The organism is Arthrobacter sp. NPDC058130 (genome assembly GCF_042884475.1).
Taxonomy (GTDB): domain Bacteria; phylum Actinomycetota; class Actinomycetes; order Actinomycetales; family Micrococcaceae; genus Arthrobacter.
This window is the reverse complement of record NZ_JBHVTV010000002.1, coordinates 523,219-548,068: the sequence shown is the minus strand read 5'-3', so window position 1 is coordinate 548,068 and position 24,850 is coordinate 523,219. Positions and strand designations below refer to the sequence as shown.

26 protein-coding genes and 1 pseudogene are annotated in these 24,850 nt (G+C 65.4%); 10 read left to right on the top strand and 17 right to left on the bottom strand.

What is annotated here, in order from left to right:
• Window positions 1-990, bottom strand: a complete 990-nt coding sequence (locus tag ACFVTM_RS06685; RefSeq protein ID WP_390202610.1) for a LacI family DNA-binding transcriptional regulator — start codon at window positions 988-990, stop codon at window positions 1-3.
• A gap of 219 nt (window positions 991-1,209) precedes the next feature.
• Between ACFVTM_RS06685 and ACFVTM_RS06680 the strand changes: the two genes are divergently transcribed.
• The 3 genes from ACFVTM_RS06680 to ACFVTM_RS06670 all read left to right on the top strand — a co-directional run bounded on the left by ACFVTM_RS06680 (window position 1,210) and on the right by ACFVTM_RS06670 (window position 2,923).
• Window positions 1,210-1,986, top strand: a complete 777-nt coding sequence (locus tag ACFVTM_RS06680; protein ID WP_390202609.1) for a MerR family transcriptional regulator — start codon at window positions 1,210-1,212, stop codon at window positions 1,984-1,986.
• 113 nt (window positions 1,987-2,099) lie between these two features.
• Entirely contained in the window at window positions 2,100-2,519 is a 420-nt protein-coding gene (locus tag ACFVTM_RS06675; RefSeq protein WP_390202608.1) for a cupredoxin domain-containing protein, read from the top strand.
• A 50-nt stretch (window positions 2,520-2,569) separates the two neighbouring features.
• Window positions 2,570-2,923 carry a hypothetical protein gene (locus tag ACFVTM_RS06670; protein WP_390202607.1) on the top strand — a complete coding sequence of 118 codons (354 nt, stop codon included), beginning with the start codon at window positions 2,570-2,572 and terminating at the stop codon, window positions 2,921-2,923.
• A 59-nt stretch (window positions 2,924-2,982) separates the two neighbouring features.
• Here ACFVTM_RS06670 and ACFVTM_RS06665 read toward each other — a convergent pair whose 3' ends face one another.
• Together ACFVTM_RS06665 and ACFVTM_RS06660 are read right to left on the bottom strand one after the other, a co-directional pair.
• Window positions 2,983-3,627, bottom strand: coding sequence for a hypothetical protein (locus tag ACFVTM_RS06665; protein WP_390202606.1), 645 nt, complete (start codon window positions 3,625-3,627; stop codon window positions 2,983-2,985).
• A 146-nt stretch (window positions 3,628-3,773) separates the two neighbouring features.
• Window positions 3,774-3,887: pseudogene (locus ACFVTM_RS06660) on the bottom strand (GlsB/YeaQ/YmgE family stress response membrane protein); the annotation flags it as partial.
• Between the two features lie 99 nt (window positions 3,888-3,986).
• On the opposite strand from ACFVTM_RS06660, the gene ACFVTM_RS06655 reads away from it, so the two are divergent.
• A complete protein-coding gene (locus ACFVTM_RS06655; RefSeq protein ID WP_390202605.1) occupies window positions 3,987-4,337 on the top strand; it encodes a hypothetical protein in 351 nt (116 codons plus the stop codon).
• A 19-nt stretch (window positions 4,338-4,356) separates the two neighbouring features.
• Here ACFVTM_RS06655 and ACFVTM_RS06650 read toward each other — a convergent pair whose 3' ends face one another.
• From ACFVTM_RS06650 to ACFVTM_RS06635, 4 genes are all read right to left on the bottom strand, one after another.
• Window positions 4,357-4,863, bottom strand: a complete 507-nt coding sequence (locus tag ACFVTM_RS06650; RefSeq protein ID WP_390202604.1) for a hypothetical protein — start codon at window positions 4,861-4,863, stop codon at window positions 4,357-4,359.
• 69 nt (window positions 4,864-4,932) lie between these two features.
• On the bottom strand, window positions 4,933-5,358 hold the full coding sequence (locus ACFVTM_RS06645) for a GNAT family N-acetyltransferase (RefSeq protein WP_390202603.1): 426 nt from the start codon (window positions 5,356-5,358) through the stop codon (window positions 4,933-4,935).
• Window positions 5,359-5,403: 45 nt separating this feature from the next.
• Window positions 5,404-8,070, bottom strand: coding sequence for a PEP/pyruvate-binding domain-containing protein (locus ACFVTM_RS06640; protein ID WP_390202601.1), 2,667 nt, complete (start codon window positions 8,068-8,070; stop codon window positions 5,404-5,406).
• Between the two features lie 452 nt (window positions 8,071-8,522).
• A complete protein-coding gene (locus ACFVTM_RS06635; RefSeq protein ID WP_390202600.1) occupies window positions 8,523-9,056 on the bottom strand; it encodes a hypothetical protein in 534 nt (177 codons plus the stop codon).
• A gap of 204 nt (window positions 9,057-9,260) precedes the next feature.
• Here ACFVTM_RS06635 and ACFVTM_RS06630 point away from each other — a divergent pair, with 204 nt between their 5' ends.
• Window positions 9,261-9,617, top strand: coding sequence for a hypothetical protein (locus ACFVTM_RS06630; protein WP_390202599.1), 357 nt, complete (start codon window positions 9,261-9,263; stop codon window positions 9,615-9,617).
• Between the two features lie 2 nt (window positions 9,618-9,619).
• Here ACFVTM_RS06630 and ACFVTM_RS06625 read toward each other — a convergent pair whose 3' ends face one another.
• Entirely contained in the window at window positions 9,620-10,255 is a 636-nt protein-coding gene (locus tag ACFVTM_RS06625) for a class I SAM-dependent methyltransferase (protein ID WP_390202598.1), read from the bottom strand.
• Window positions 10,252-11,220: an NAD(P)/FAD-dependent oxidoreductase gene (locus tag ACFVTM_RS06620; protein WP_390202597.1), complete on the bottom strand. Its 969-nt coding sequence runs from the start codon at window positions 11,218-11,220 to the stop codon at window positions 10,252-10,254. Before ACFVTM_RS06620 ends, ACFVTM_RS06625 begins: the two co-directional genes overlap by 4 nt.
• A 97-nt stretch (window positions 11,221-11,317) precedes the next feature.
• Here ACFVTM_RS06620 and ACFVTM_RS06615 point away from each other — a divergent pair, with 97 nt between their 5' ends.
• Window positions 11,318-11,908: a helix-turn-helix domain-containing protein gene (locus ACFVTM_RS06615; protein ID WP_390202596.1), complete on the top strand. Its 591-nt coding sequence runs from the start codon at window positions 11,318-11,320 to the stop codon at window positions 11,906-11,908.
• 22 nt (window positions 11,909-11,930) lie between these two features.
• Here ACFVTM_RS06615 and ACFVTM_RS06610 read toward each other — a convergent pair whose 3' ends face one another.
• From ACFVTM_RS06610 to ACFVTM_RS06580, 7 genes are all read right to left on the bottom strand, one after another.
• Window positions 11,931-12,680: a GAF and ANTAR domain-containing protein gene (locus ACFVTM_RS06610; RefSeq protein WP_390202595.1), complete on the bottom strand. Its 750-nt coding sequence runs from the start codon at window positions 12,678-12,680 to the stop codon at window positions 11,931-11,933.
• 156 nt (window positions 12,681-12,836) lie between these two features.
• A complete protein-coding gene (locus ACFVTM_RS06605; RefSeq protein WP_390202594.1) occupies window positions 12,837-14,066 on the bottom strand; it encodes an arabinogalactan endo-beta-1,4-galactanase in 1,230 nt (409 codons plus the stop codon).
• A 23-nt stretch (window positions 14,067-14,089) separates the two neighbouring features.
• Complete coding sequence (locus ACFVTM_RS06600; RefSeq protein WP_390202593.1) at window positions 14,090-15,865, bottom strand: glycosyltransferase family 2 protein; 1,776 nt, start codon at window positions 15,863-15,865, stop codon at window positions 14,090-14,092.
• The gene (gene galE / locus ACFVTM_RS06595) at window positions 15,862-16,908 is read right to left on the bottom strand and encodes a UDP-glucose 4-epimerase GalE (RefSeq protein ID WP_390202592.1); all 1,047 of its coding nucleotides are present in this window, start codon (window positions 16,906-16,908) and stop codon (window positions 15,862-15,864) included. Before galE ends, ACFVTM_RS06600 begins: the two co-directional genes overlap by 4 nt.
• Before the next feature lie 18 nt (window positions 16,909-16,926).
• Window positions 16,927-18,243 (bottom strand): UDP-glucose dehydrogenase family protein, encoded by a 1,317-nt coding sequence (locus ACFVTM_RS06590; protein WP_390202591.1) that lies wholly within the window; start codon window positions 18,241-18,243, stop codon window positions 16,927-16,929.
• 67 nt (window positions 18,244-18,310) lie between these two features.
• Window positions 18,311-19,342 carry a UDP-glucuronic acid decarboxylase family protein gene (locus ACFVTM_RS06585; RefSeq protein ID WP_390202590.1) on the bottom strand — a complete coding sequence of 344 codons (1,032 nt, stop codon included), beginning with the start codon at window positions 19,340-19,342 and terminating at the stop codon, window positions 18,311-18,313.
• A 432-nt stretch (window positions 19,343-19,774) separates the two neighbouring features.
• Complete coding sequence (locus ACFVTM_RS06580) at window positions 19,775-20,467, bottom strand: hypothetical protein (RefSeq protein WP_390202589.1); 693 nt, start codon at window positions 20,465-20,467, stop codon at window positions 19,775-19,777.
• Between the two features lie 214 nt (window positions 20,468-20,681).
• On the opposite strand from ACFVTM_RS06580, the gene ACFVTM_RS06575 reads away from it, so the two are divergent.
• Together ACFVTM_RS06575 and ACFVTM_RS06570 are read left to right on the top strand one after the other, a co-directional pair.
• The gene (locus tag ACFVTM_RS06575) at window positions 20,682-22,103 is read left to right on the top strand and encodes an MFS transporter (protein WP_390202815.1); all 1,422 of its coding nucleotides are present in this window, start codon (window positions 20,682-20,684) and stop codon (window positions 22,101-22,103) included.
• 53 nt (window positions 22,104-22,156) lie between these two features.
• A complete protein-coding gene (locus ACFVTM_RS06570; RefSeq protein WP_390202588.1) occupies window positions 22,157-22,570 on the top strand; it encodes a MarR family transcriptional regulator in 414 nt (137 codons plus the stop codon).
• Window positions 22,571-22,628: 58 nt separating this feature from the next.
• Here the strand turns inward: ACFVTM_RS06570 and ACFVTM_RS06565 are convergent, their stop codons facing one another.
• A complete protein-coding gene (locus ACFVTM_RS06565) occupies window positions 22,629-23,495 on the bottom strand; it encodes a class II glutamine amidotransferase (RefSeq protein ID WP_390202587.1) in 867 nt (288 codons plus the stop codon).
• A gap of 176 nt (window positions 23,496-23,671) precedes the next feature.
• Between ACFVTM_RS06565 and ACFVTM_RS06560 the strand changes: the two genes are divergently transcribed.
• Both ACFVTM_RS06560 and ACFVTM_RS06555 read left to right on the top strand, forming a co-directional pair.
• On the top strand, window positions 23,672-23,998 hold the full coding sequence (locus ACFVTM_RS06560; protein WP_390202586.1) for an ArsR/SmtB family transcription factor: 327 nt from the start codon (window positions 23,672-23,674) through the stop codon (window positions 23,996-23,998).
• Window positions 23,995-24,819, top strand: coding sequence for a cation transporter (locus tag ACFVTM_RS06555; protein WP_390202585.1), 825 nt, complete (start codon window positions 23,995-23,997; stop codon window positions 24,817-24,819). Before ACFVTM_RS06560 ends, ACFVTM_RS06555 begins: the two co-directional genes overlap by 4 nt.
• Window positions 24,820-24,850: the final 31 nt, after the last annotated feature.

The window sequence follows — 24,850 nt, the reverse complement described above, 5'->3', positions numbered from 1 at the left end:
TTATTTTCCTTGGAGGACTTGGTCTGCGGTGCGCGCGGCGAACGTGGAGCCGCGCACGATGAGCTGGGAACTGAGGTGGACTGCCTCGGTGGCCGTGGGTTTTCCGGCGATCTGTTCGAGGAGGAGTTCAAGGGCGAGGGAACCGCTGCGGCCGATGGGCACCCGGACCGAGGTGAGCCCGGGTTCGGCGGCGGCGGCTACATCGAGGTCGTCAATGCCGACCACGCTGATGTCTTCGGGGCAGTGGTAGCCGAGCGTGCGCGCACCTGCGAGCATGCCGATGGCAACGAGGTCGTTGTACGCGATGACGGCGGTGGCGCCGCTGGCGACAACCGATGCCGCGGCCGCCAGTCCGCCGTCGACAGTGGCGTTCTGGTTGCCTACGGCGACGAGGTCGATATTCCACTCACGGCAGAGACGGGTGACTGCCTCGAGGCGCTGCCCGTTGGCCCAGGAGGAGGCGGGGCCAGGAATGTAGGCGAGTTTGCGGTGGCCGAGGGCGTGGAGGTGTTCCACTGCCTGGCGCAGTCCCTCGCCGGCATCCATGAGAACGCGTGCGGCATGGTCGGCTTCGCCGTTGATCACGACGAGCGGTGCGTTGCCCGCAAGGTTGTGGATCTGCTCCGAAGCCAGCCGGGGTGAACAGAGGATGATTCCGTCCACGCCAGTGACGAGCGACTCGAGGTGGTCACGTTCACGGGCGGAGGATTCGGAAGTATCGGCCAACACCATGCGATGGCGCCCGTGCCATGCCTGGTCCTGGACGGCCTTGATGAGCGCCGCGAAGACTGCGTTGGAGATGTCCGGAACGATCACGCCGAACGTTCGGCTGCCGCTCAGGCCCGGGACGTCGTAGCCCAGCTGCTGCGCGGCATCCATTACCTTCTGCCGCGTCTCAGCCGCCAGCCGGCCGGGGTCGCCGAAAGCCCGTGACGCTGTAGCGAGCGAAACGCCTGCCAGCTTTGCGACGTCCGTGAGTTTTGCCGACATGGGAGTCCTCCAGTTGCTTCATTGAAACTCTTGCCCCACCAGTATGGAAAGGTTTGTACAAGCTTGTCAAGGATTTTCCATGATGCGCATCACGGCTTTCAGTGCCCTGCCCGCTGATCCGACGAGCCGTCCTCGCGCCGGTGAAGGGCCGGGGACCTTCTCAGCGGCCGGGACGGCGGGGTTGATCCTCACGCGGCGTGAGGAATTACGGTAGTTCTCATGAATGAGACGAGCGGTACGGCAGGCCAGTGGAGCATCGGCGAACTCGCCAGCGCGTGTGGCGTCACGGTCCGGACCCTCCATCATTACGACGAGATTGGTTTGCTGTCGGCAGGCAAGCGGACGGCCTCGGGCCACCGCCGCTATGCCGAGGAAGACGTGCGGCGGCTATACCGGATCCGCGCTCTGCAGATGCTCGGACTGCCGCTGGCCGATATTGGCGCCGCGCTCGAAACCCCAGCCGATGATATGGCCTCGCTGCGCGTGCTCTTGGAACGCCAACTGCTGCACATGCGCCGGCAGGCCGAGCAGGTCCAGACCGTCCAGGACCGGATACAGGACCTGCTGTCACGCATCGACCCTTCACGCATCGACGGACCAGCCATGCCGGCCCCGGAACAGTTTTTATCGACATTGGAGATGATCACCGTGCTCGAAAACCACTTCACGCCCCAACAGCGCCAGGAACTGGCCGACCGCAGGGCCGAACTCGGCGGCGACCGCATCGAGGCCGCCAAAGCCCGATGGGCCGCGTTGGTCGAGGAGGGCCTCCGGCATGTCGGGGACGGGGCGCCGGTCTCGGATTCGTCCGTCCGGGAGTGGGCCAGAGCCTGGGACGACATCGGATCCATGTTCCATTCGGGCGAACAAACCAAAGCTGCCGCCCGTTCCATGTGGCAGGACAACAGCGCGGCCCTCAGCGCCGGTCTGCCATGGTCTGCGGAGCAACTGGCCGGACTGATGGCCTACCTGGAAAAGGCAAGGTCGCAATCCTGACCACCGTCCTTTTGGCCTAGGTATTTCGCGGTGCTTTTTGGAAGCGGCGGATGCAGAATGGAAGGAATCCGGGCTGATTCCGCAGCCCCGTCCAGCGTCGAGGACTGCACATCATGACGAGCAACAGGGCACGGACTGCACTTGTGTTGGCAACGGTCTTGGTAGGGCTGAGTGGGTGTGCCGGAGGCGGCGGAACACCGGCGCCGGCCACGACGGCCGCAACTTCTGCCCCGACGGCCTCAACCGCGCCAGGAACGGGAAGCGGGGCTGCAAGCGCCGCCGCGGTGACTATCACGATCAGCAACTTCGCTTATGAGATCCCTGGCTCGGTAGCCCCCGGTGCGGAGGTGAAGGTGGTCAACATGGACACTGCCGAGCACACGGTGACCGCAGACCAGGATGCCACGCTCTTTGATGTCGAGGTCAAGGAAAACGGCGGCACGGCCACATTCAAGGCACCTTCCCAGCCGGGCACTTACGCCTTTCACTGCACGTATCACTCCAATATGCACGGCTCACTGACGGTCAAATGACCGCGACGCCGGGCGGCTGGCTCCGTCCGGCCCGGCAGTAGGATGCGCTCATGGGAGAAACCTTCCGCATGGCTGGAGTATCGGCCCTTATTCTTTTCGTCTTGTCCTCGTGCGCAACGGCGCCGGCGTCGACCGAAATTGCCAGGGAGCCGGCGTCGAGCGTGGCGTGTCATGGCGCCTATGTCGCGGATATCGACACGAGTGTTCCCGGAGAGCCGACGCCTATAGCCGCTGCCGTGGCGTGGGCCAAGTCCGTAGTCGCGCCTTCCGGCGCCCCCATCGACGGCTGGAAAGAAGTTGACCAGCAGACGGTGCGGAGCGGTGGTTGGACCGTGGGTGTGAGCCGTACCAATCCTGGCGGCTGGGTTGTTTCCGGCCTGGGTTGTGGAGTCTCCCAGAGCTAACGCGGCCGGGCGGTACCGCGCGCCGGATGTGGCCTGCTGCCACCCGCTGCCTTGGGGACCTAACCCTGCGGCGCCGGTTCGACGCACTCCACGGCGTAGGCTTTGGTGGCCGAGCGCAGCAGTGGACGACGCAGACGCACCTGGTACGGGCCGCTCCGGTAGGTGGCGCGGGGGTCCAACTGCACAACCAGGAGTGGTTCGTCGCGACCGGCCTCGACCCGCACCACCATGCCGTCCCGCCGCCCGCCCACGAGCAGCGGGGTCGCCGGCTCCACGGCGGTCTCTTTGAGGCGTTCCTGATATTCCGGCCCCGCCGCTAGGAAGAGGATTCCATGGGCGACCCCTACGACACTAAGCGGGATCACCGCGTCAGGCTCCCGGGTGGGTCCGGGAGGGAACTGGGGTTCCTGCGCGGGCGTCGCCGTGACTGCTCTCAAAGGCCGGTCGCATTCCTGGCACAGCGTCCGCGCCCCGACGTCGGCGAACAGTGTCACGAGCAGTGTCCGGGGTGCGTGATCCCATTTGTCTGCCACAATTTCGCACCAGGACGTGTGGTATTCGGTCCCGTACTTCATCACGTAGACCTGATCATCGCCGAGAAGCGGCAGCCCCTCCCGCCGAGCGGCCGGATCGACCGCCTTGAGTTCGCCGAGGCCTCCGGCAGCACGGGCGGGCTGGCCGGACTTGAGGTACTTGAGGATCAAAGGATTAAGTTGCCGTTTTGGTTTCGGAATTGCGGGGCCTTCCTGTGCGGCGGAAGTGCGTTCGGCTCTCCCTGGTTGCCCCTTATCTAGCTTGCGGGCTTTTCGGCTGAGTTGCCAGTCGGGACTGATATTCCGCTTCGGACCCTCTAGACCCTGCATCTGCGGCCGGCAACGGCGCCATAGATCAGGAGGACAATGACGGCGCCGAGAATGGACAGGAGCCACGTACGCAGATCAAAGAAATCACCGAGGCTCCGCCCCGGGCGGTTTAAGCAACCGGAGGACGGCGGCCGCAGTGCTGGCAGCCGAAGCCCGGGAACATCCCTTTTTCCAGCGTTGTTAACAACTACAGACCAAAAATGAGAACCACGTACACAGCGCTGATAATTCCATCCCGGCTCGCCGAACCAATCCGGGTCGAATCTGTTGAACCCGGCCTGCGACCCCTGCAAAGTTTGGTCGGCGGAGACATTGAAGACATCACACGGGGTGACTGGCGCGTCTTCCTCAACGCCGAAGGCGTCGCCAACAACCTTCCGCGCAACCTGCGCGCCGCGCAGCTGATGGATGACTGCGGCCTGGATCTGGCCGGGGTGGCACGAGGCACCGCGGTCTTCCTGGGCCGAGGCGACTACGGCCAGGAAGCCGACGCCCCCGGGACCCTGATCCGGCGGGCAGAACAAATGTTCGACACCAGGCTGGTTGCCTAACGGGAAATCGCGCAGCGCCTCATCCGCGGCTGGTCAGCCGGATTGTCCGTGCACGGTGGATCGCCACGAGCGCAACGGCGCTGGCGGCGAGCCTGAGGGCGTGGATCCTGTACCACCGCGTCAGCAGCGGTCTGCGGCGCATCTCACTGAGTGGTTGTGGGCTGAAGAATAGCTTGGGGTTAATGGACCGGAGCAAGTACACGGTAGCGGCCGCACCAGTCGTGGAGCCCAGGGCAGCGATTATCAGCCAGACTCTGCTGTTGGAATGCTTCCACCCGGCCACGAGGGCAGCGACGGCGGCAGGAGCGTTGATCGGTGCGATCGGGGCGTAGTAGCGGCCCGGGCTTCCTGCTCCGAAGGGGGACCGGGGGAGTTCAGGGCTTGCTTCCGAGGCGGCGACCCGGTGAGGGATCTTGACGAGGGCCTCGTAGAGGTTTCCGAAGAACCAATGGGCGTGGCTGAACTCCGCGATGCCAAGAAGGCGGTCAGCGATCAATTCCCGGCGGCCTGGGGAAATCTGTTCCATGCCCACAATCTACGCCCAGGCACCACGCCGGGCCATCCGGTTCAATCTGGTGCATGGAACGTGCCTCCGCTAGCGAAATTGGGCGAAGACGCGCACGGGCTCAGGGGTGAAGTTCGACCCTTCGGTAAACCCCAAGGCCTCGTAGAAGGCTCGTTGCCCTGGCTCATTGTCGGTGATGAGGACAATTTGACGGACGTGCTGGTATCTCGCGGCGACCTGCTCAACCAGTGCCCGCCCAATTCCCGCACCCTGGAATGCCGGGTGCACCAGGATGTCCTGCAGGTAGCAAATGGTCGCGTCATCGGAAATTGCCCGAGCGAGGCCGACGAGCCTGCCCCTCTCGTCCCGGGCAGTGACGACATGCGAAGAACTTTGGATCGCCCGGGTGAGCAGTTCGGGGTCCCGTGTGTAGGCAGTCCACCCCACGGATTCGTACAAGGACAGGACTTCGACGTCGGAAAACTCGCCGGAACTGAAAGTGTTGAACGCGGACATTCGATCAGTCTTGCACGGATTTTTCGTCCCGCGGAGGTGTTCCTGTCACGGTTCCTGCGCAGCGGCAGGTTGCTCGATCGTGACGGTGCCGGCGTCGCCGTCCACGCGGATCCGCTCACCGCTGGTAAGCCGCTGGGTGGCCACTCCGGTGCCCAGAACAGCGGGGATGCCGTACTCGCGGGCCACGATGGAACTGTGGCTCAACGGGCCGCCGACGTCGGTGACCACGGCGGAGGCCATCGCGAACAGCGAGGTCCATGCCGGCGTCGTGATGCGGGCCACCAGCACGTCCCCGGGGACCATCAGGGCGAAATCTTGAGGCCCCCTCAGGACGCGGGCAGGGGCAGTGACCCGGCCCGAGCTTGCGCCGACGCCTTTGATGATGTCGCCCGGCTGGTCCTGTGAGCCTGCGGGCATCATGCTCCCGAAGGCACGCTCCATCCAGCGGCTCTCCGGGAGCAACTGCGGTGCTGCGGCCTTGGCTTGCCCCCGCCAAAGCATCTTGCGGTCCTCGACGGCGTCCGCACGGACGGGCCGGTCCGCCCCGGTAATTGCCACTGCCACCGGTTCCCCCGGCGCGGCCAGGCCGAACTCGACGGCGCTTCGCAGCTCCTGTTCGCGCAGCCAGAACACGTCGGCCGGCTGGGCAATGACACCCGAGCCAACCAGCCGCTTCCCGAGTTCGAGCAGCATGCGCCGCAGCAGCGGCCAGGCCAGGCCGACGTCGGCCAGGGCGTCCTCGCGGATCGGCGCCGCGCTCTGCGCCCACCGGAGCAAACGGACGAAGGCGGCCCGGCGTTTTGGCCCGAGCCGGGCAATCGCCTGGTCAGTTTGGTCTTCCCTCCGTGCGGCCGAAAGCCGCTGGCGCTCGTGCGGGTCGTTGCCCTGCCCCCGCAGGTAGAACTTCACCGTCTCCAGCAGCGACGACGGATCATCGGCCGGCACCGGGCTGAGGAAATCCAGGTTGAAAACCGCATGGCCAAACCGGTCCAGGTGGACTTGGAAGCGCGTCCGCCACTGCTGCCACAGCGTTTGGTCGAAACCGGCCGGAGCGGACCCAGTGCGCTGCGAGTCCACCAGTGCCGCCGTCGGCTCATCGAGGACGGCCGGCGCCAGCCCCGGAACTCCCCGGGCCCACACTGCGAGGTCGTACAGCGACTTCTCGGCCCGGATGGGCTCGCTGTCGTAACCGAGGAGGAACGTCTGCGCCGGGGGATCCCCATCGCGCCGGACGAACCTGTCGTAGTACGCCCGGAAGGTGATTTCGCTGGTCGCAGCGATCGGAATGATCGACTGCACGGCCGTGTAGTACACCGTGCCGGCGTCCAACAACGCATGCACCGCCTCAAGCAGTTCCGCTCCGGAGAGTTCCCCGACGGGCTTCGCGGACCAGTCCTGGAGCACCCGTTCGTAGCGGGGGTGCGAAAAATCCCGCCACCCGGCCACTCCCATGTGCGCCTTGCCGCGGGCCAGGGCGCGAACCGCGGTCAGCGACTTGCCCATTACCCGCCACATACCGGAGCTGCGGTAGTAATAGTAGGCGTAGCCGTTCACTGTGGGCAGTCCGACGTCGTCCTCCCTGATGACGTTCTGGCCGACGGCCTCGGCCATCAAGGCCCTCAGCGACCGGGTGACGGAGCCGTCAATGAGGTCGGCGAACAGCGGCGAAAGGGGATCGGGCAGCTGCTCAACGATGCTCGCCCGGAAGTAGAGCCCTTTCGGGTAAGGCACCGTCCAGGTATCCGGAGTGTCAACTGCCGGTTCGGGAAGTGCGGTGATGGGCCGGGATTGCAGGATGAAGAATTCGTCTCCGGCCCGGGCCCACTCGATGTCCTGCGGTGAGCCGAAATGGTCCGCAATCCGTGTCCCGTGGCCGGCCAGAGCGACCGCGGCACGGTCATCCAGTACCGCCTGATGGCGGCGCGACGCCGGCACCGCCTGCTCCCGCGTGCCGTGCTCCGCGTAGACGGTCATGACCTCCTTGTCTGCTGTCCGGCGCGACAGCACGCTGCCCGTCGCTGCTTCCACGACGACGTCATCCGTGGTGACCGTTCCGCTGACCACGGATTCGCCCAGGCCCCACGCGGCACTTATCACGGTCTGGTCGCGGCGCCCGTTGGCCGGATTGGCGGTGAACATGACCCCGGCCGCATCGGCCTCCACCATCCGCTGGACCACAACCGCGAGGCGCACAACGTCCGGTCCGATGCCTTCACGGGCACGGTAAGCCATGGCGCGCGCAGTCCACAGGGAAGCCCAGCAATCTGTCACAGCCGCGGCCAGGGCCTCCGCCCCGCGGACGTTAAGGTAGGTTTCCTGTTGCCCGGCGAAGCTGGCCGAGGCGAGGTCCTCGGCTGTGGCAGAGGAGCGCACCGCCACCGCGGTATCTCCGTTGCCGAGAAGCGCGTAGGCGGCGCCGAGTTCTGCTGCGATCACGGCCGGCATGGATCCGCCGGCGAACAGGCCGCGGATCCGTTTCGAGGCATCCTCGTAGTCCTGTGGCCCCGCCTGCGGCGGCAGCGAGGCCAGTTCACTGATGCCGGCTCCGAGGTGATTGGCCGCGACAAAATCCGCGTAGGCGGACGTGTTCAGCACAAACCCCGGAGGGACAGGGAGCCCGGCCCGAACGAGTCCTCCCAGTCCGACGCCCTTTCCGCCGGCCAAGGCGACGTCGCCTGGTCCCACATCGCCGAAGTTGTTGATGTAGGTCATGACTGTGCGTCCTTTCTGCCCGGAGCGGGGCTGCCCTGATGGAGCCTGATTCCCAACATACTGACACCACCGCGGGCAGGAGGCCATAGCAGCACCGCGCGTCCACGATTTGCTTTGGGCTGTGCGCTTAGAGCCGGCACCATCGTGCGCCGGGGCCGTTGAATCCTCTCGGACACCACTCTGACTCTCGATCGTTTTTGCAGAGGCAATGTTGCCAGCTAAGTCGTCGCCCTCGACGATCCATCGGTAGGTGCAACGGCCTGAATCATCGGCAAGCCGAGCCAGCCATGCCTCGAATCCGGCGGCCGATTCGACGTCGTCTGTCGGCAGTAGCCCAAAGCCGTCTTCATGAACGCCCGGCCCGCATTGGCCGTGCGCCTCGCGCCAGGGGACGTGCAGACGTCTTGTTGGTGGGATCAGCCCAGGCAATGCACCACTGTTTCTACCCTTGCCTACGCGGCAACTGCCTGAACCAGGTCGTCCACCGGCACGGAACTGTCGAGTTGAAGTATGGGACAGGAAAGCGTTGCGAGCCATTGATCGTGTCGCACGCGATTCCGGCCGGGGAAATCGGGGCGGTCATAGCCCCGCGCCCAGGACATGAACTCCTCGTGGGCTGCATCGTCGATCTCGCATGGGTTGGCTGACTCACGCAACCTGACTCGCAGCCGTGACATGCGGGACTCCGGATCGAGCGTGAGGAACACTACTGCATCAATATTCTCAACGAGTTCATCCCCCCAGCCCATGATGGAGCCAGAAAGGACCCATGCACTCCGCGGCACAAAGACTTCTCGCATCAACGAAATGCGTTCGGAAGGCGCCCGCTTCTCTCGGTATGGCGGTGTTGTCGGCTGCCAGAAGTAATCGTCGGCGTCCGCGTGCGGTACAGCCCACTGGTTGGCGACTGCCCGGCCGAGCGTTGTCGTGCCAGATCCGCTGGCACCCATGATCAACAAGCGGCATGGGAGGAGGGTGTTCAACATCGTCGCAGACTACCGCTCGTAGAGAACGGGATCCGTGACGTGGACCTCGCCGGGGCGGCGCGGCGACGCCGTCGAACGTCTCTTCGCTCGGGTTTCCGCCACGAAAAAGGACAGCCGCTACGTGAATCCACGTGGCGGCTGTCCTTAATCGGTGCGGAATGCCGGAAACGTTAGTCATCGGCGCTCCGTGGCAAACTTTTCTGCATGGAGCCAATGGACTGTCTGGTCATTTACGTCCCCGCGGCAGCTGCGCAAGCGGTCCGGCAGGCGATTGGCGACGCCGGGGCGGGCAGGCTGGGCAACTACTCGCACTGCTCGTTCAGCCTCGAAGGCACCGGGCGCTTCACGCCGCTGCCGGGCGCGAACCCGGCCGTCGGCGTGGTCGGTTCCCCCGAGGAGGTCCCGGAAACCCGGATCGAGGCCATTTACCCGCGCTCCCGGCGCAGCGCCGTCGTCGACGCCGCGCTGTCCGCGCATCCGTACGAGACGCCGGCGTTCATGACCTTCCCGGTCGATGCCAGCCTTCCGCACGGCACGGGCCCCGGAGGCCAACGCAGTTGAGGTCAGCTGTGTCGGGTGGCGTGTACGACGGCGTCGTGCAGCGCTAGGGCTCGACCGCCGGGCCGGGGGATTGTGCGCGTTAGCTCCTTGGCGCTCTGGATGCTCCATACGGCAGGGTCGAGGCCCCGCGTGATGTCCGCGAGAGTGACAGTCGCCTCGGCGGGAGGACGGTGGCTGTGCCCCGTGGAAGCCGGATGGTGAAGGTGGCCGATGATCAACAGGCTGCCCCCGGGCGCTACCCATTCCGAGATGCGCCGGTAGAAAGCCAGCTGCGGCATCGCCGGGTGTGCGTAGCTGGTGGTCACAAGGTCGAACCGGTGGTCCGGTTCCCAGGAGCTCAGGTCCGCCTCGACCCACGTCACGCTGTCGGATACCGGCTCCTGTGCGGCACGCTCGGCTGCCTGCACCAGAGCAGCGGCTGAGATGTCGGCACCGGTGACCTGCCAGCCCTGCGCGGCCAGCCATGTGGCTTCCGCCCCGGTCCCGCAGCCGGCATCCAGCGCGGTGCCAGGAGCGAGTCCGGCGGTTTCGCGGGTGAGATGCGGGTTCGGGGCGTTCGCGTCCGAACCCGCCGCGGCGGCGTCGTGGGCCTGTTCCCAGTGCCCTTCCCAGTAGTCCTTGTCGAAGCTGTGCATCATCGTGCCACCTCCGCGGGCGTCAGGGCTCGACGGCGTGCGACGGCGCGGTCGGTGTCCTCGAAGATGAGGTCCGTGTTGATTCGCATCGCCACACGGGCGCCGTCCGCTGCTGCACCGCTGACCTGGGCGGCTGGATCTGTGGCATTGCCGGCGACCCACACGCCGGGCACCGACGTGCGGCCGGTAGGGTCTGCGGCGATGTGCGAGCCCATCGCATGCTCCGTCGGCACGATGCCGATGCCGGCGAAGGCCTCGGCACGGGCGACCATCCGTGAGGACACGGCCAGTGCCTCAAGCTCGACCACCCGACCATCAGCCATGCGGACGGAGACCAGCCGGTCCGCCTCGACCCCCAAGCCCGTGACGTCGCCACGGATCACCGGAATTCCGACCGCAGCCAACTTCTCCAGTTCCTCCGCACCGAATTCGAGGTCACGAGGGAAGAAACGCACCTCAGCGCTCCATTGCCGGAACATCAGGGTCTGGTGCACGGACATCGGTCCGGTGGCGAGCACGCCGATCACGCGGTCACGGACCTCCCACCCGTGGCAGTACGGGCAATGAATCACATCCTGCCCCCACCGCTCCTCAAGGCCCGGGATCTCCGGGAGCTGATCGGCCAGGCCAGTGGCGATCAACAGCACGCGCCCACAAACCACCCCGCCGTCGTCGAGGGTCACCGCAAAACCCTCCGGCGTTGCCGACACGTCGCGTACGTGGGCCGCAACGATTTGCCCGCCATAGCGTTGAACTTCTTCCCGGCCGCGCTTCAGCAGCTCCAGGGGACTCATGCCCTCGAGTCCCAGCAAGCCGTGCACGGCGCGGGCGGGGGCGTTCCTCGGTTTGCCCGCATCTACTACCGTCACGGCGCGCCGCGCCCGCGTCAGGGTCAACGCGGCGCTCAATCCTGCCGCGCCACCACCGACCACTACAACATCCCTCAATGAATCTGCCGTCTCAGCCATGTCGAACCCCTTCCGAGCTGATTTTCGTTTCAGACTCGATGGTCCCGAACAGGCAGGCGGATGTGCAAGCGGCGTTGCCAAATGGCAAAATGGGGAGATGACCCACGATCTCGACCACACTCTCGACGCCGTCGGGCCGCGCCTCAAACGCCTCCGACTCCGCCGGGACATCACGCTCGCGGACCTGGCCGAGCAGACAGGCATCTCCGCCAGCACCCTCTCCAGGCTTGAATCAGGCCTCCGGCGACCCACGCTCGAGCAGCTGCTGCCACTGGCCCGCGTGCACGGGGTCACCCTCGACGAACTCGTTGACGCGCCACCCACCGGCGACCCCCGGATCAATCTGCGGCCGGTCACCTGTGCAGACGGGTCGACGATCCTGCCGCTCACCCGCCGGCCTGGCGGCATCCAGGCATACAAGTTCATCCTCCCCAGGGCAAAGGGTGAGCAGGAGCCTGAACTGCGGACACACGAAGGCTACGACTGGGTCTACGTCCTCAACGGCACCTTGCGCCTGGTGCTCGGTGAACGCGACCTCATCCTCAAGCCCGGCGAAGCCGCGGAGTTCGATACCCGAACCCCGCACTGGTTCGGCGCCACCGGCGCCGGCCCCGTCGAATACTTGAGCCTCATCGGCAAGCAGGGCCAACGTGCCCACGTCCGCGTGGCACCCAAACTGGATGTCTAGGATGGGGTCGACGTCGTGACGCTCACCTCTCGGGTGTGGGGAGTCTCTGCGTGACAATTTCCCCACTGTTGGCGAGATGTTCGGCAACGTCCCGGAGCTTGAGGTTGGATCTGGAACTGGCACGGCTGAGGAGAAGAAAGGCCTGCTCGGCGGTGATCTTATACCGCTCCATCAGGATGCCTTCAGCCTGGCCGATCAGCTGCCTGGCCACGAGGGCTTCGCCGAGTTGACTGATTTTCTGGGAATCGGCGAACGCCACGGCGGCGTGCGCCGCGACCAGCAGCCCGATCTGTTCGGACTCGCCGTCGAACGCATCCGGTCCCGCGCCATAGAGGTTCAGTGCGCCGAGCCGATCACCCTCGACGAACAGCTGGAACGACAGCATGCTCCGCGCCCCGAGTTCCACGGCCCCCCGGGCGAAATCCGGCCACCGGTCCTCCTGGCTGAGGTCCGGGACGCGAACCACGCGCTCTTTGTAGGCCGCGTCCAGGCACGGGCCCTGCCCGGTGGAACTCTGCAAGGCATCGACCCTGCGTGGAAGGTCGCCCGAGGCGGCTTCGGAGTCAACTTGCTTCCGGCCCGTCACGAGGCTGATGGAGGCATGCGCAGTACCCGGGATCAAGTCCAGGGCGGCATAGACGATGCCGGCGAGGACGGCGTGGACGTCGTCTTCCTGCTGCAGCTCCCGTGCGAGATCGCCGAGCTGGGTAGCCAATTCGGCGCTGACGGGGCTGAATCCCTGCCCGGTATTGTTTGCATCTGGTCGGTCCACGCCCATCACTGGCCTCCGCTGCTGTGTGTTTGTTTGATCCTATACATCCGGGCCCGGCATGTGATCGGGTCAGTTCAGTACTTTTCGCCAGGCCTCTTCGAAGCCCGCGGGCTGTGGCTGCGGAGTGCTTTGAGCAATGTTCCCCTTCTGTGCCGACTAGCCGCCGGCGGCTCTGGCGGATCCGGAGGTTCCGGTGGGTCTGAAGGCATCGAGGGCTGGGAGGCCATGGCCCTGCCAGTCGAACAGCGTGAGGTTACTGTGCGCGTTGCCGGTGTGCGCGTCGGCGCCCACGCCGGGCAGCCAGCCGGGTTCCCAGATGAAATATCCGGCGCCGCGACCGTCGGGCACCTCACGAAGTAGACGGTTCAGTGCCGCGTAGAAGTTGGCCTGCCCCTGCGGGGTCGGCGGGTACTCGGCCGCGTCCGGCAGCGCCTCGGCGGACCGGACGACGCTGCGGACCCCGCCGCTGCTGGATAGGGTCCAGGGGTACGCCGTTTCCGCGACGATGATGTCTTTGTTGTAGCGGTATGCGAGCGCGCGGAGGGTGCGGTCCAGGTCGGCCAGGGATCCGTTCCAGAACGGATAGTAGGTCAGCCCGATCATGTCGAAGCCGACGCCCTGACGCTGCAGCTGGTCGAAGAAATTGATCGAGGCATCCCTGTCGCCGCCGGTGTCGCTGTGGATCATGATTAGTGGCTGATGGTCCGGGGTGGCATTCCGGGCGCCCCTGGCTCCTGCGTTGACCAGTTCGCTGATGCCCGCCCAATCCTCTCCGTCCGGCCGGTAAATCTGGCCGTATGGCCAAAGCATCCCGCGGGTGATTTCGTTGCCTATCTGGACAATGTCAACAGGGGTGCCCTGGCGGCCGAAGGCGGCAACGGTTTCGCGCGTGTAGCTTTCCACCGTGGAAACCAGCTCGTGCTTGCTGAACCCTTGCCAGGCGGCCGGAGGGTGCTGGGCGGTCCCGTCGGCCCAGGAATCCGAATAATGGAGATCCAGGAGCAGCTGCAGCCCGGCGTCGTGGGCACGGCGGGCGAGGGTGAGCGCCGAGCCCAGGTCGCTGGTGCCCGGCTGCGGGTTGACCCACAGCCGGAGCCGGACGAAGTTCGCCCCGTGGTCGGACAGGATTCGTTCCACCGGCGCTTGCGTGCCGTTGTCGGTCAGGAGCTGATTGATTGCTTCTTCCTGGAGCGTGAAGGAAATATCGGCGCCCCGGATTCTCAGCTCGGGCGAGGCCGGCGGGTGGCCAGTAGCGGCGGCGGCAACCGCGGCAACCGCGACAACGACGACGGCCGAGATGGCCAGCAGGAGGCGCAACCGGGGCCGCCGGGCTCCGGAACGGAGCCCCGCGGTCCGGCCCCGGAGGGTCGCACCCGCTTCGGTCACCTCGGCCGCCTTCTAGGATCCATTCATACGCTGGTAACAGCCTGCCAGATGGGTCCGGCAGCCGCCACAGCCGTGACCACCAGCAGAAGCATGAGCAAGCACGAGGCCGCCAACGGGACAAGCCGGGCCCGGATGCTGCGGTTCCGGGTGACGCCCGCCGTCGTCAGGGAGCGGAGGTCCTGGAACAGGACGACGGCGGTCAGCAGCCAGAAGAGCAGTGCGCCCTGAAGGGCGAAGAACAGCATGCCCTGGTTCGGGCTGTTTCCCACCGTTTCCATGTACAGCCAGCAGACCCCAAGCGATGCAAGGGCCAGGAAGAGGTGCGGTGCCAAATGTACGAGTTGGAACCGGGGGATTCCGGCCTCGGTGATGCCCTTGGACGTGATCATGTACGGCTTCTTTACGCGCAAAACGAGCTGGACGAACGCGTTGACGACGGTGACCCATCGGGAGATGTGCAGCACGACGCCGCGCCAGCTCAGCCAGAGACCTTTGGGATGCTGCCAGCGCAGGCTCCAAAGCCAGACGCCGGTGGCGGTGAGGGCCGCCGGCCAACTATGGAGGAAGAAGTCGATGAACCCCACGCGCGAGATCGGGGTGTCCGCGGCCAGCGAGATCAACGGGGCGGAGAACAGGAGAAGAGTCGTCAGCGACCACGCGACGTACCAGGTCTGGACGAAGAGGAACTGCACCGCCTGGCGGGGGGAGTAGTGCCGGATGAGCCGCGGTGTGAACTTGAAGAGGATCTGCATCATCGAATAGGCCCAGGCAAACTGCTGGGCGCAGTAGGAGCCGAACGTTTCTGGCCCGTCCCCGACGGCGATGACCTCCGGCAGGAAGACTCCTTCGTAGCCTTTGGACGCGAGAACGACCGTGTCGAGGTGGTCTTCGGCCCTGGTCGGCTGGAATCCGCCGATGCTCCGGATGGCCGCCATGTCGTAAGTGCAGTGACTGCCGATGATGAACGGTGTCCGGCAGAAGCCGAAGACGCCCATCTGGAGGGGGCCCTGGAGGACGATTTCCTGCTCCGCGGCTCCCCTCGCAGTCCAGTGCTCGTGATTGCCGTAAACGCTGGGAGCCTGGACCCACGCGACCCGCTTGTTACGGAAATATCCGAGGACGCGGTGCAGATAGTCGGGTATCGGGATGTGGTCGATGTCCAGTTGCGTGAAGTGGGTGTAGTCGGCCCCGTATTTGTCGAGCCACGCGTTGACGTTCCCGGCCTTGGTCTTCGTCTGGAAAGGCGGCACTTGCTGGTTCCAGGCTTTGACGCCGTCTGCGCCCCACGTCCGCTCGTCGTGGCGGCAGAAGTAGGAGATGCCGAGCTCGCGGGCCAGCTTTTCAATTGCCGGCGAGGGCTCCTTGTCGACGAGGATCCAGCTGTCGTGCGGATAGGTGATGTTCCGCATCGCAAGCATCTGGCGGCGGACGATCTCGATTGATTCCGACCCCGGGACGGTAAGGGCCATCACCGCGACCTTGCCAATCTGGCCGGATGGAACCTCATCAACCGTGACGCGGACGGGCAGGCGCATGAAACCCAGATAGAAGAGGTAGATCGAGGGCAGAAGGGTCATCGTGTAGAAAAGGGCAACGGACACCAGAGTGAACAGCACCGGGTTCCCGGAGTGGGCCGGTTGCAGCCACCACAGCCAGAAGTAGCCGCTCAGGGCGACCCAGGCAATCACCAGGGCTCCGTACTGGACCCGCTGGGCGGGCGTGAAGACTTTGGTCGTGTCCGTTGACGGCGTGAACCGGCGGGCGGTCGGATTTTGGCGGTCAATGAGATCGCTGCTCATCGTGAACTCCCAAGGGTGGTGATCAGGCCCTCGTATCCGAGGGGATGCAGCTGCTGAAACCTCCAGGCGTCCTGGCACATGTCTGTGAGATTCCGTCGCGCGGTCCATCCGAGTTCGGCATGGGCGAGGTCCGGTGCGGCGACAAGCTCGGGCACATCTCCAGGCCTTCTCCCGGACAGCCGGTAGGGAATCGGCCGTCCGCTTACCGCGGCGAACTTCTCGACAAGTTCCAGCACCGAGGTGCCAACGCCAGTTCCCAGGTTGTAGCGGCGGAAGCCGGGGACCGCGCCGGTTTCGAGCGTTAGCCGGTGCCCTTCCACAACGTCCATCACGTGGATGTAGTCGCGGACGGCGGTTCCGTCCGCGGTGGGGTAGTCCGACCCGAAGACCTGAACCTCGTCCAGCCGTCCTGCGGCGACCTGGCTGAGATAGGGCAGGACGTTGCCGGGTACACCGCACGGGTCTTCGCCGATCTCGCCGCTCTCGTGGGCGCCGGCGGGGTTGAAGTAGCGCAGCGCCGTCACAGACCAGTCCGGGTACCGGCTGCAAAGATCGGTCAGGATCTGCTCCGACATCCATTTGCTCTGGGCATAGGGGTTCGTTGGACGGGCCGGCGAGGCTTCCGTGATGGGAAGCTCCGTGGCGTCACCGTAGATGGAGCAGGAGGAGGAGAAGATCATGTGCTTGACGTCCGCCTTGCTCATTGCGGCCAGCAGTGTCAGCAGGCCCGTGAGGTTGTTGCTGTAGTACTCCAGCGGACGGTCCATGGAATCGCCCACCGCTTTGTAAGCGGCGAAATGCACGACGACGTCGATCTTGTGGTTCCTGAACACGGTGTCCATGGCGGCCTGATCGGCGACGTCGGAAGCATAGAAGGCCATGTCCTGGCCGCTGATCTGGCGGACGCGGTCGAGCGCAATCGCAGAGCTGTTCACGAGATTGTCGACCACCACCACCTCGTAGCCATTCATGAGCAGATCCAGGCAGCAATGGCTTCCGATGAAACCGGCACCGCCGGTCACCAGGGCAGTTGGTTTAGTCATCACGATTTTCTCCTGTTTTCACCGGCCCGGCCGGCCCATTGCACGGACCGTCCATCCGGCCGCGCGCCAGTGGTCGATGTCCAGTGTGTTCCGGGCATCCAGAATGCAGGGGGCAGTGACCAGAGTGGACAGGTGCGCCGGGTCGAGCTGCCTGTATTCCTGCCATTCCGTCAGATGCAGGGTGAGCTCTGCCCCTTCGAAGACCTTGTCGACCTCGGTGGTGTAGTTCAGGTGCGGATAAGCGCCGCGCGCGTTCTCCACGGCTTCGGGGTCGTGGACGCGGACGTGGGCGCCATGGCTTTGCAGCGCGGCGGCCACAGACAGGGCCGGTGAATCCCGCACGTCGTCGCTGTTGGGCTTGAAAGCTGCACCCAGCACCGCGATTCTCCGGTTTTCCAGGGAGCCGCCCAGCATGCCGCGGGCGAGGTCGACGGCGTTCTGGCGGCGGTTGATGTTGATGGCATCGATGTTCCTGAGGAACGTGAGGGATTCCCCGATGCCGAGTTCCTCGGCCCGTGCAAGGAAGGCCCGGATGTCTTTCGGAAGGCATCCGCCGCCGAAGCCCAGGCCAGGCGCCAGGAAGCGGTTGCCGATGCGGGCGTCGTGCCCCAGTGCCGTAGCCAGGGGCAGGATGTCCGCGCCCACCGCCTCGCAGATTTCCGAGATGGCGTTGATGAACGAAATCTTTGTGGCCAGAAACGCATTGGCTGACACCTTGACCAGTTCGGCGGTTGCCACGTCGGTCGAGATGTAAGGGGTCCCGGCGTCGAGAATGCCTGCGTACACCTCGCGCAGCGTGGCGTCGGCTTCGGGGGAAGTCACCCCGACCACTAACCGGTCCGGATGCAGGGTGTCATTGACGGCGAAGCCTTCCCGGAGGAATTCCGGGTTCCACGCCACCTCAACCTGGGCCACCGGCGAGAGTTCCGCCACCATGGTGGCAAGCCGCGCCGCCGTCCCGACCGGAACGGTTGATTTGCCGACGATCAGGCATGGCCGGCTGAGGTTCGGCACCAAACCCTGGACGACGGCGTCGACGTACTTCATGTCGGCCGCGGTCGACCCCGGGCGCTGCGGTGTGCCGACGCAGATGAAGTGCACGTCGCCGAATTCGGCGGCGTCCTTCAGCGAGGTGGAGAATTTCAGCCGGCCGGCCGAAATGTTTTGCCGCAGTAGCTCCGGAAGCCCCGGTTCGAAGAACGGGGCATGGCCGGAGCTGAGCTGCTGGATCTTGAAAGCGTCGACGTCCACCCCGAGGACGTCATGTCCGAGCTGTGCCATGCCTGCGGCGTGGACAGCCCCTAGGTAACCTGTTCCGATAACTGTGATGCGCATGCTTCCTCCTGCAAATGGGGGGCTGAGACCTAGCGGGCCCCGTAGCCTGAAGAGATCTTGGCGGCGTCTAAGCCAATTTGGCCATGGCGGGAGCGTCGCGCCAGGCCACTTTCGAGGGGGTTCCCTCAAACTGGGCCCCGGCGATGCTGCGGGCAGCGGCGGAGACTTCCCGACGGTGGGCCCGGAAGTATTCGACGGTGTGGTGCAGTCCTTCTTCGGTGGACACTTGCGGGTGCCAACCCAGCAGGGTCTCCGCGAGGCTGATGTCCGGGCGCCGCCTCGTGGGGTCGTCCTTGGGCAGCTGATGGAACTCGATGGGTGACCCAGATCCGGTTAACTCCAGGACCAGCTCCGCCAGTTCCTGTACCGTGCGTTCCACCGGGTTTCCCAAGTTGATCGGTCCGGTCTCGGAACTGTCGGTCATTGCCACGATTCCGCGCACGAGGTCGTCAACATAGCAAAAGCTGCGGGTCTGCTGCCCGTCGCCGTAGATCGTCAGAGGATCGCCGTTCAGCGCCTGGGCTATGAAACTGGAAACCACGCGGCCATCTTCAGCGCGCATGCGCGGGCCGAAGGTGTTGAAGATCCGGACGATTCCGACATTTACTCCGAGGCTTCTGGCGTAAGCCATGGATATGGCCTCGGCAAAGCGCTTGGCTTCGTCATAGACGCTTCGCGGACCGATTGAACTGACATTGCCCCAGTAGCTCTCGGCTTGGGGGTGAACGGTCGGGTCGCCGTACACCTCGCTGGTGGAGGCCAAGACGAATCGTGCGCCCTTCTCCGCTGCAAGTTCCAGGGCATTTTCGGTGCCCCGGCTACCCACAGCGAGGGTTTCCAGCGGAAGTCGGTGGTAGTCGGGCGGTGAAGCAGGGCTGGCGAGATGCGCCACCAGATCCACCGGACCGCGGACCCGCAGGGAATGGCTGACGTCCGCCCGCAGGAATGTGAACCGGGGATGCTCCTGGAAAGCGGCGACATTCTCCAGCCGACCCGTCGAGAGGTCGTCGGCGCAAACCACCGAATCCCCCCGGTTTAGCAAAGCCTCGCACAAATGGGAGCCGAGAAATCCGGCCCCGCCGGTCACTAAAGCACGCATGAGACCCCTAAAAACACCTGGATTAAGACCAGTGGGACGTGACACAGCGCCCCGCAACCCCAGTTGCGCGGGACGTCCCGAAAGGAATCGAGACCGAGTTCAGGTAGGGGTAAAAACAGATCCGTGGCCCCCCGACCGTGGTCGACTGTTGCGGCAAACCTACGGGGAGTCACTAAGGGCCTACACGAGTGACGAATACTTTATTTTCCCGCGAAGAATTCAAGTACGGCTTCTGCGTAGTACTCAGACGCGGCGCGCGAACTACCCGGCCGGATTCGCCATGACGTTCGGAATCCAGCGATAAATGGCGCCGGGCCGCCGTTGGACGTACTTACGTGCCGGGTCCAGGGCCGATGAGCTTGTGGCTGGCCGCGATCTCTCCGCGGAGGGCCTTAAATGCGGAATTCGATTTCCGTCACCACCAGCTGCACGTCATCCGGGGGTGACGAGGTTGGCCGCTGTGATGGTGAGCCATTCCTTCAGCGGGATGCTCTGGCGGTGGTCCCATTGGGGGTAGGTGACCCAAACCTTGCCCTTGCGATCAAAATCGATGTTCACCAGATTGTCGAGGGCGGTCCGGGGCCAGCGGGCAATGGCCTGGTTGTCGGAGAATTCGATCAAGCGCTGCGGGGCAACCATCCAGGCCGGCTCCTTTCCCGGTTTGCGGGAGGGCAGGGAGATCACACGGCCCGAGGGCGGGACCATGCCCCTGGGGTTGACCAGTTTCTTCACGGCGCTGCCGCCTTCGAACGTGCTCAGAACTGTGTCCACGCTCAGGAACTCGTCGCCGCCAAACGTTGTGGACTGGCGGTAGAAACAGATGCGGCCATCGATAGTCAGGAAGGCTGTGCCGTGGATCTCGCTTTCCAGGGGCCAGCCGAGGGACTGGGCCACGAAATGCCAGGCGGTCCAGTCGGTGCCGGTGGTGATGACGGCGAGGCTCGTTGGCACCGAGCCCTTGATAAGCCGCTTGCTGGCGTGGCCCAGGGTGCGTTCCATGCGGGCTGCGGCGGCGCTGCGGGCCGACTCGTAGATGCCGGGGACGGCCTCATGGGCGGCTCTTGGGGCTTCATCGGAACGGGCGGCCGCCGATTCCTGCCCGTTCACCGCATCCTCTAGCGACATCCCAGCCCTCCATCGTTGGTGCTGGGCTTCGGATCGCGCGGCTGTGGGTGCTTTTCCATTGTTGCTGCCCGTCCAGTGGGGTTGCCGGGGTTGTCGGGTTCGATCGCTGAGGCGGTGGCTTCCCCTTCAGGTTAAGGCGCTGGCGACGGCGGGAAGCTGGAGGACATCCAATGTTCATCGATCGGTCACCGGACGGGGGCAACCCTCGAGCAGGATGCGGGGGGTGTTAACTGGGAGGGTGAGTTCCCTACCGTCGGCGCGCACGCAGAGGCTTGTGCTTTGGATCGCGATTCTCGCGTCCTTCGTGTCGTTTCTCGACAGCAGCGTCATCAACGTAGCGCTGCCGGCGATTTCCCGTGAACTGGGCGGCGGCCTGACGACGCAGCAATGGGTTGTTGACGCCTACCTGATTACCCTGGGTTCGCTGATCCTGGTTGCCGGTTCCCTCTCTGATTTGCTCGGACGCGTGGTGGTTCTCCGCGCAGGCCTGATCGGATTCGGCGCGACGTCGGTGATGTGTGCGCTGGCCCCCACCGCGGAGGTGCTGATCCTGGCGCGGGCGCTTCAGGGGGTCGCGGGCGCCCTGCTGGTGCCCAGCTCCCTTGCCCTGATCACGTCAAACTTCGACGAAGCTCCCCGGGCGAAGGCGATCGGGCAGTGGACGGCCGGGACAACCGTGGCGTTCATCGCGGGCCCGCTGCTTGGGGGAGTGCTGGTGGACTCGGTGGGCTGGCGGTGGGTCTTCGGAATCAACGTCCTGCCTATTGCTGTGACGTTGTATATGTTGGGCGTCCTGCGGGCCGGGGATGTTCGCGTCGCGGGGGTGCGTATCGACTACCCGGGCGCCGTGCTTTGTGTCCTGGGGCTGGCGGGGCCGGTTTACGCGCTGATTGAACAAGGCAACTATGGGTGGGGGAACCCGCTCGTCCAGTTGCCGTTCGTCCTGGGCATCCTGTGCCTGGCAGGGTTCATTTGGAGGGAACGGACCGCGCGGCAGCCGCTCCTGCCCCTCAGTCTCTTTTCCGTTCGAAACTTTGCCGTCGGGAATGTGGCGACGGCGTTCATCTACGCCGCGTTGTCGATCGGCGGATTCATCATCGTGCTTTTCCTGCAGCAGGTTGCCGGTTTCCCGGCGACGCTTGCCGCCCTGGCTTTGCTTCCCGTCAGCCTCATCAACATTCTCCTGGCGTCTTGGTTTGGCGCACTGGCCGGGCGGTTCGGTCCGCGGTGGTTCATGGCCCTGGGCCCTGCGCTCGCCGGAGTGGGCTATCTCCTGATGCTCGCATCCGAAATACCGGTCAATTATTGGACCCAGCTGATGCCCGGGATCTTCCTGTTCGCAGTCGGGCTGTCGGCGACAGTCGCACCGCTCACCGCCGCCATTCTCGGTTCAGTATTGGAACAGCAAGCCGGCATCGGCTCGGCCGTCAATAATGCCGTCAGCAGGGTCGCGGGCCTGCTCGGAATCGCGCTGGTGGGCCTGGTAGTGGGCGGCAAACTTGAGCTGGAGGGATTTCACCGGATGCTGACCGTGACGGCCGTCCTGCTCATCCTCGGGGGCATCGTTTCCGCCGTCGGCATCCGGAACCCGCGCAAGCGGCCGACGGGCCTGATAAGACAGAGAGCCGAATCCTAAAGCACGCGCCCGCGGACCTTGCCCGGGTATGACGCTCCTGCGACGATTGCAGGGTGAACAGGCCTATCGGATACTGGGCCAAGCGCCTGGATGCCTCACTGCAGGCACAACTCGATTCCACGCTGGCCAGCGTCCACCTGACCAGAAGGCAGTGGCAGGTCCTCGACTCGTTGAGCTCCGCATCCGCCACCCCGGCGGAAATCCGGGATCTTCTGCGCCCTTTCAATACAGGCGACGGCGGACAGGAACGGGACCTGGCGGCGCTGGTTCGACGGGAGCTCGTGTTCCTGCTCGATGGTCGCCTCGCCCTGACCGGGGCTGGCTACGCCCTGCATTCGGAGGCCTCCAGACTGTTGGAAGCCACCCGCCATGAGCTCACGGCCGGCATCGGAACGGATGAGTACGCCATCGCCGTCAGCGTCCTCGAACGCATGACCAACAACGCCGACCGGCTCGCCGCGAGATAACCGTTGCGACCTCGAAGATGCCAGGGAAGCGCAGACACGCCAGCCCGCCCAGCTGCGGTCAGGGCTTTTGGGACGCCGCCGCGGACGGGTCAAGGTCGGAGAGGGTGAGCGGATGCGCCGGCGCCTCCGGGAAGGGGACCGTGGCCGTCACCGCCAAATCCGGACCGACGTGCACCAATTCACCGGGGCCCATGGGGCGCCACCCCGGGCTGGGATCCATCGGCTCGGTGGCGATAAGAACATGCGCGGAACGGGACAGGTCCCGGCTGCGGGCGTGGATGCGGGCGCTCCGGGCCTCCAAGGGGGCCGGCTCGGCACCCGCGGCAGGCTTCCGTTCCAGAACGTGCAGCTCATGGGTGGCCGGGTACCTGACCGCCCAAAGGTCCGCCGCCGTCGTCACGATGAAATTCAGGCTGAAGACTGGCAGTTCCCTGGCAACCCACCGGACGGCGTGGCTGATGCCTTCCCCGACGTGGCCGCCTGCGCGCCGGCTCTCGGCGGTGATCAGCGCAAAGAGGCGTTCGCTGTCGGTCTGGCCGTGCACCAGATCCGCGACGCCGAGCTCGGCCAGGTGCTGATTGAGCCGCCCAAGGTCACCGAAGGCGCCGTTGTGCGCGAACAGCCGCCCGTCCTGCTCAAAAGGATGCGTGTTGACCATCGTGTGGGCGCCGGTGCTGGCGTACCGCACATGGGCAAGGAAAGTAGTGCTTTTCAAAACCCGGGCCTCGCGCGCGAAGGCGTGGTCCTCCCACGCGGCAAGCGGTTGCTTTGCTACATGGGCTCTGCCGCTTGCGTCGAAGGTACCGATGCCGGCGCCGTCGGGCTCCCGCCGGCTCTGGGCCGACAAACTGTCCGGGGCGTCCAAGAGCCAGAACGTCACCCTGACCGGATTGGGCCCGGCGTGCAGGCCGAACAGTCGGCACATGCGTGCTCCTTGTTGTATGTCGGCTAGTGGTCCTGCTTGTAGTTCACGCTACTCGGAACGGCCGCTGCCCCCAACCCGCATCTGATGTACATGGGGCGATGAGCCGCGATCCCGAGGACCGTGAAGAGCCGTGGCACAGCATCGAGTGAATACACGCTCCGATGTACCATGGTTTCATGGAGACCCTCACGCACGCGCCGGTGCTGGCACGGTTCGGCTACGCGATTTCGGACCCTACGCGGGCCCGTACGTTGCTGGCCCTGGCAGACGCGCCGGCGTACCCGTCCGATCTCGCGGACTCCCTCGGAGTGTCCCGGCAAAGCATGTCCAACCATCTGGCCTGCCTTCGAGGCTGCGGGCTTGTGGTTGCCGTCCCGGATGGCCGGCGGACCCGGTATGAACTTGCTGATGCCCGGCTGGGCCACGCCATCCAGGACCTGATCGGCGTCGTCCTCGCCGTCGACCCGTCCTGCTGCGCACCGGACGGGACGTGCCTGCCATGACGGCCCTTCTGCACGCGCCGGCGGCCGAGCGCCGGGCCGTTCTGACCCGGCGGATCCGGCTGTTCGCCGCCGCGACCATCACCTACAACGTCATCGAGGCAGTCGTGGCCCTGTGGGCGGGCGGCGTCGCGGACTCTTCGGCGCTGATCGGGTTCGGGCTGGATTCCGTGATCGAGGTGGCGTCGGCCCTGGCGCTGTCCTGGCAGTTCTCCGCGAAGGACCCGGAGCGGCGTGAGCACCTGACTTTGCGGATCATCGCGATTTCCTTCTTCGCCCTGGCGGCGTTCGTCACCGCAGATTCCGTCCGGTCCCTCACCGGCGGGGGCGAGGCCCGGCACTCCGCCCCCGGCATCGTGATCGCCGCGCTGAGCCTGGCCATCATGCCTGTCCTCTCCTGGCTGCAGCGCCGGGCGGGTCGGGAGCTGGGTTCCAGGACCGCGGTCGCCGACTCCAAGCAGACCCTTCTGTGTACGTACCTCTCCGCGGTCCTCCTTGTCGGCCTGGTGCTGAACAGCACGCTGGGCTGGTGGTGGGCAGACGCAGGCGCAGCCCTGGTCATTGCCGCGATCGCAGTCCGTGAGGGCATCAATGCCTGGCGAGGAGATGTTTGTTGCGACGTCCCGCACCCTGCGGCAGCCAACGTCACCGACGCCGAGGACTGCTGCGCCCCTTCCGGAACGGAAGCCCCGCACCCGGCGAACGCCAGGGAGGCTTCTCAGGCCGATCCTGCTCCTGACGGCGGTTCGGGCTGCTGCGAGGGCTGCGGAACCGCGCCCGAACCACGGGACGTGGCTTTGACGTTGGCTCCCGGGACGGATTGAACGGCGAGACTGGCGGGTCTGGGGACTGGCG

What these genes read in the sequence shown, in the direction of transcription:
- ACFVTM_RS06565 (WP_390202587.1), bottom strand. Translation starts at nt 23,495, where the DNA reads ATGTGCCGACTGTTCGGCCTGCACGCCGGGCCCAATCCGGTCAGGGTG.
- ACFVTM_RS06680 (WP_390202609.1), top strand. Translation starts at nt 1,210, where the DNA reads ATGAATGAGACGAGCGGTACGGCAGGCCAGTGGAGCATCGGCGAACTC.
- ACFVTM_RS06630 (WP_390202599.1), top strand. Translation starts at nt 9,261, where the DNA reads ATGGAGCCAATGGACTGTCTGGTCATTTACGTCCCCGCGGCAGCTGCG.
- ACFVTM_RS06580 (WP_390202589.1), bottom strand. Translation starts at nt 20,467, where the DNA reads ATGTCGCTAGAGGATGCGGTGAACGGGCAGGAATCGGCGGCCGCCCGT.
- ACFVTM_RS06620 (WP_390202597.1), bottom strand. Translation starts at nt 11,220, where the DNA reads ATGGCTGAGACGGCAGATTCATTGAGGGATGTTGTAGTGGTCGGTGGT.
- ACFVTM_RS06640 (WP_390202601.1), bottom strand. Translation starts at nt 8,070, where the DNA reads ATGACCTACATCAACAACTTCGGCGATGTGGGACCAGGCGACGTCGCC.
- ACFVTM_RS06685 (WP_390202610.1), bottom strand. Translation starts at nt 990, where the DNA reads ATGTCGGCAAAACTCACGGACGTCGCAAAGCTGGCAGGCGTTTCGCTC.
- ACFVTM_RS06555 (WP_390202585.1), top strand. Translation starts at nt 23,995, where the DNA reads ATGACGGCCCTTCTGCACGCGCCGGCGGCCGAGCGCCGGGCCGTTCTG.
- ACFVTM_RS06590 (WP_390202591.1), bottom strand. Translation starts at nt 18,243, where the DNA reads ATGCGCATCACAGTTATCGGAACAGGTTACCTAGGGGCTGTCCACGCC.
- galE (WP_390202592.1), bottom strand. Translation starts at nt 16,908, where the DNA reads ATGACTAAACCAACTGCCCTGGTGACCGGCGGTGCCGGTTTCATCGGA.
- ACFVTM_RS06670 (WP_390202607.1), top strand. Translation starts at nt 2,570, where the DNA reads ATGGGAGAAACCTTCCGCATGGCTGGAGTATCGGCCCTTATTCTTTTC.
- ACFVTM_RS06625 (WP_390202598.1), bottom strand. Translation starts at nt 10,255, where the DNA reads ATGATGCACAGCTTCGACAAGGACTACTGGGAAGGGCACTGGGAACAG.
- ACFVTM_RS06615 (WP_390202596.1), top strand. Translation starts at nt 11,318, where the DNA reads ATGACCCACGATCTCGACCACACTCTCGACGCCGTCGGGCCGCGCCTC.
- ACFVTM_RS06655 (WP_390202605.1), top strand. Translation starts at nt 3,987, where the DNA reads ATGAGAACCACGTACACAGCGCTGATAATTCCATCCCGGCTCGCCGAA.
- ACFVTM_RS06650 (WP_390202604.1), bottom strand. Translation starts at nt 4,863, where the DNA reads ATGGAACAGATTTCCCCAGGCCGCCGGGAATTGATCGCTGACCGCCTT.
- ACFVTM_RS06645 (WP_390202603.1), bottom strand. Translation starts at nt 5,358, where the DNA reads ATGTCCGCGTTCAACACTTTCAGTTCCGGCGAGTTTTCCGACGTCGAA.
- ACFVTM_RS06560 (WP_390202586.1), top strand. Translation starts at nt 23,672, where the DNA reads ATGGAGACCCTCACGCACGCGCCGGTGCTGGCACGGTTCGGCTACGCG.
- ACFVTM_RS06600 (WP_390202593.1), bottom strand. Translation starts at nt 15,865, where the DNA reads ATGAGCAGCGATCTCATTGACCGCCAAAATCCGACCGCCCGCCGGTTC.
- ACFVTM_RS06575 (WP_390202815.1), top strand. Translation starts at nt 20,682, where the DNA reads ATGCGGGGGGTGTTAACTGGGAGGGTGAGTTCCCTACCGTCGGCGCGC.
- ACFVTM_RS06585 (WP_390202590.1), bottom strand. Translation starts at nt 19,342, where the DNA reads ATGCGTGCTTTAGTGACCGGCGGGGCCGGATTTCTCGGCTCCCATTTG.
- ACFVTM_RS06635 (WP_390202600.1), bottom strand. Translation starts at nt 9,056, where the DNA reads ATGTTGAACACCCTCCTCCCATGCCGCTTGTTGATCATGGGTGCCAGC.
- ACFVTM_RS06675 (WP_390202608.1), top strand. Translation starts at nt 2,100, where the DNA reads ATGACGAGCAACAGGGCACGGACTGCACTTGTGTTGGCAACGGTCTTG.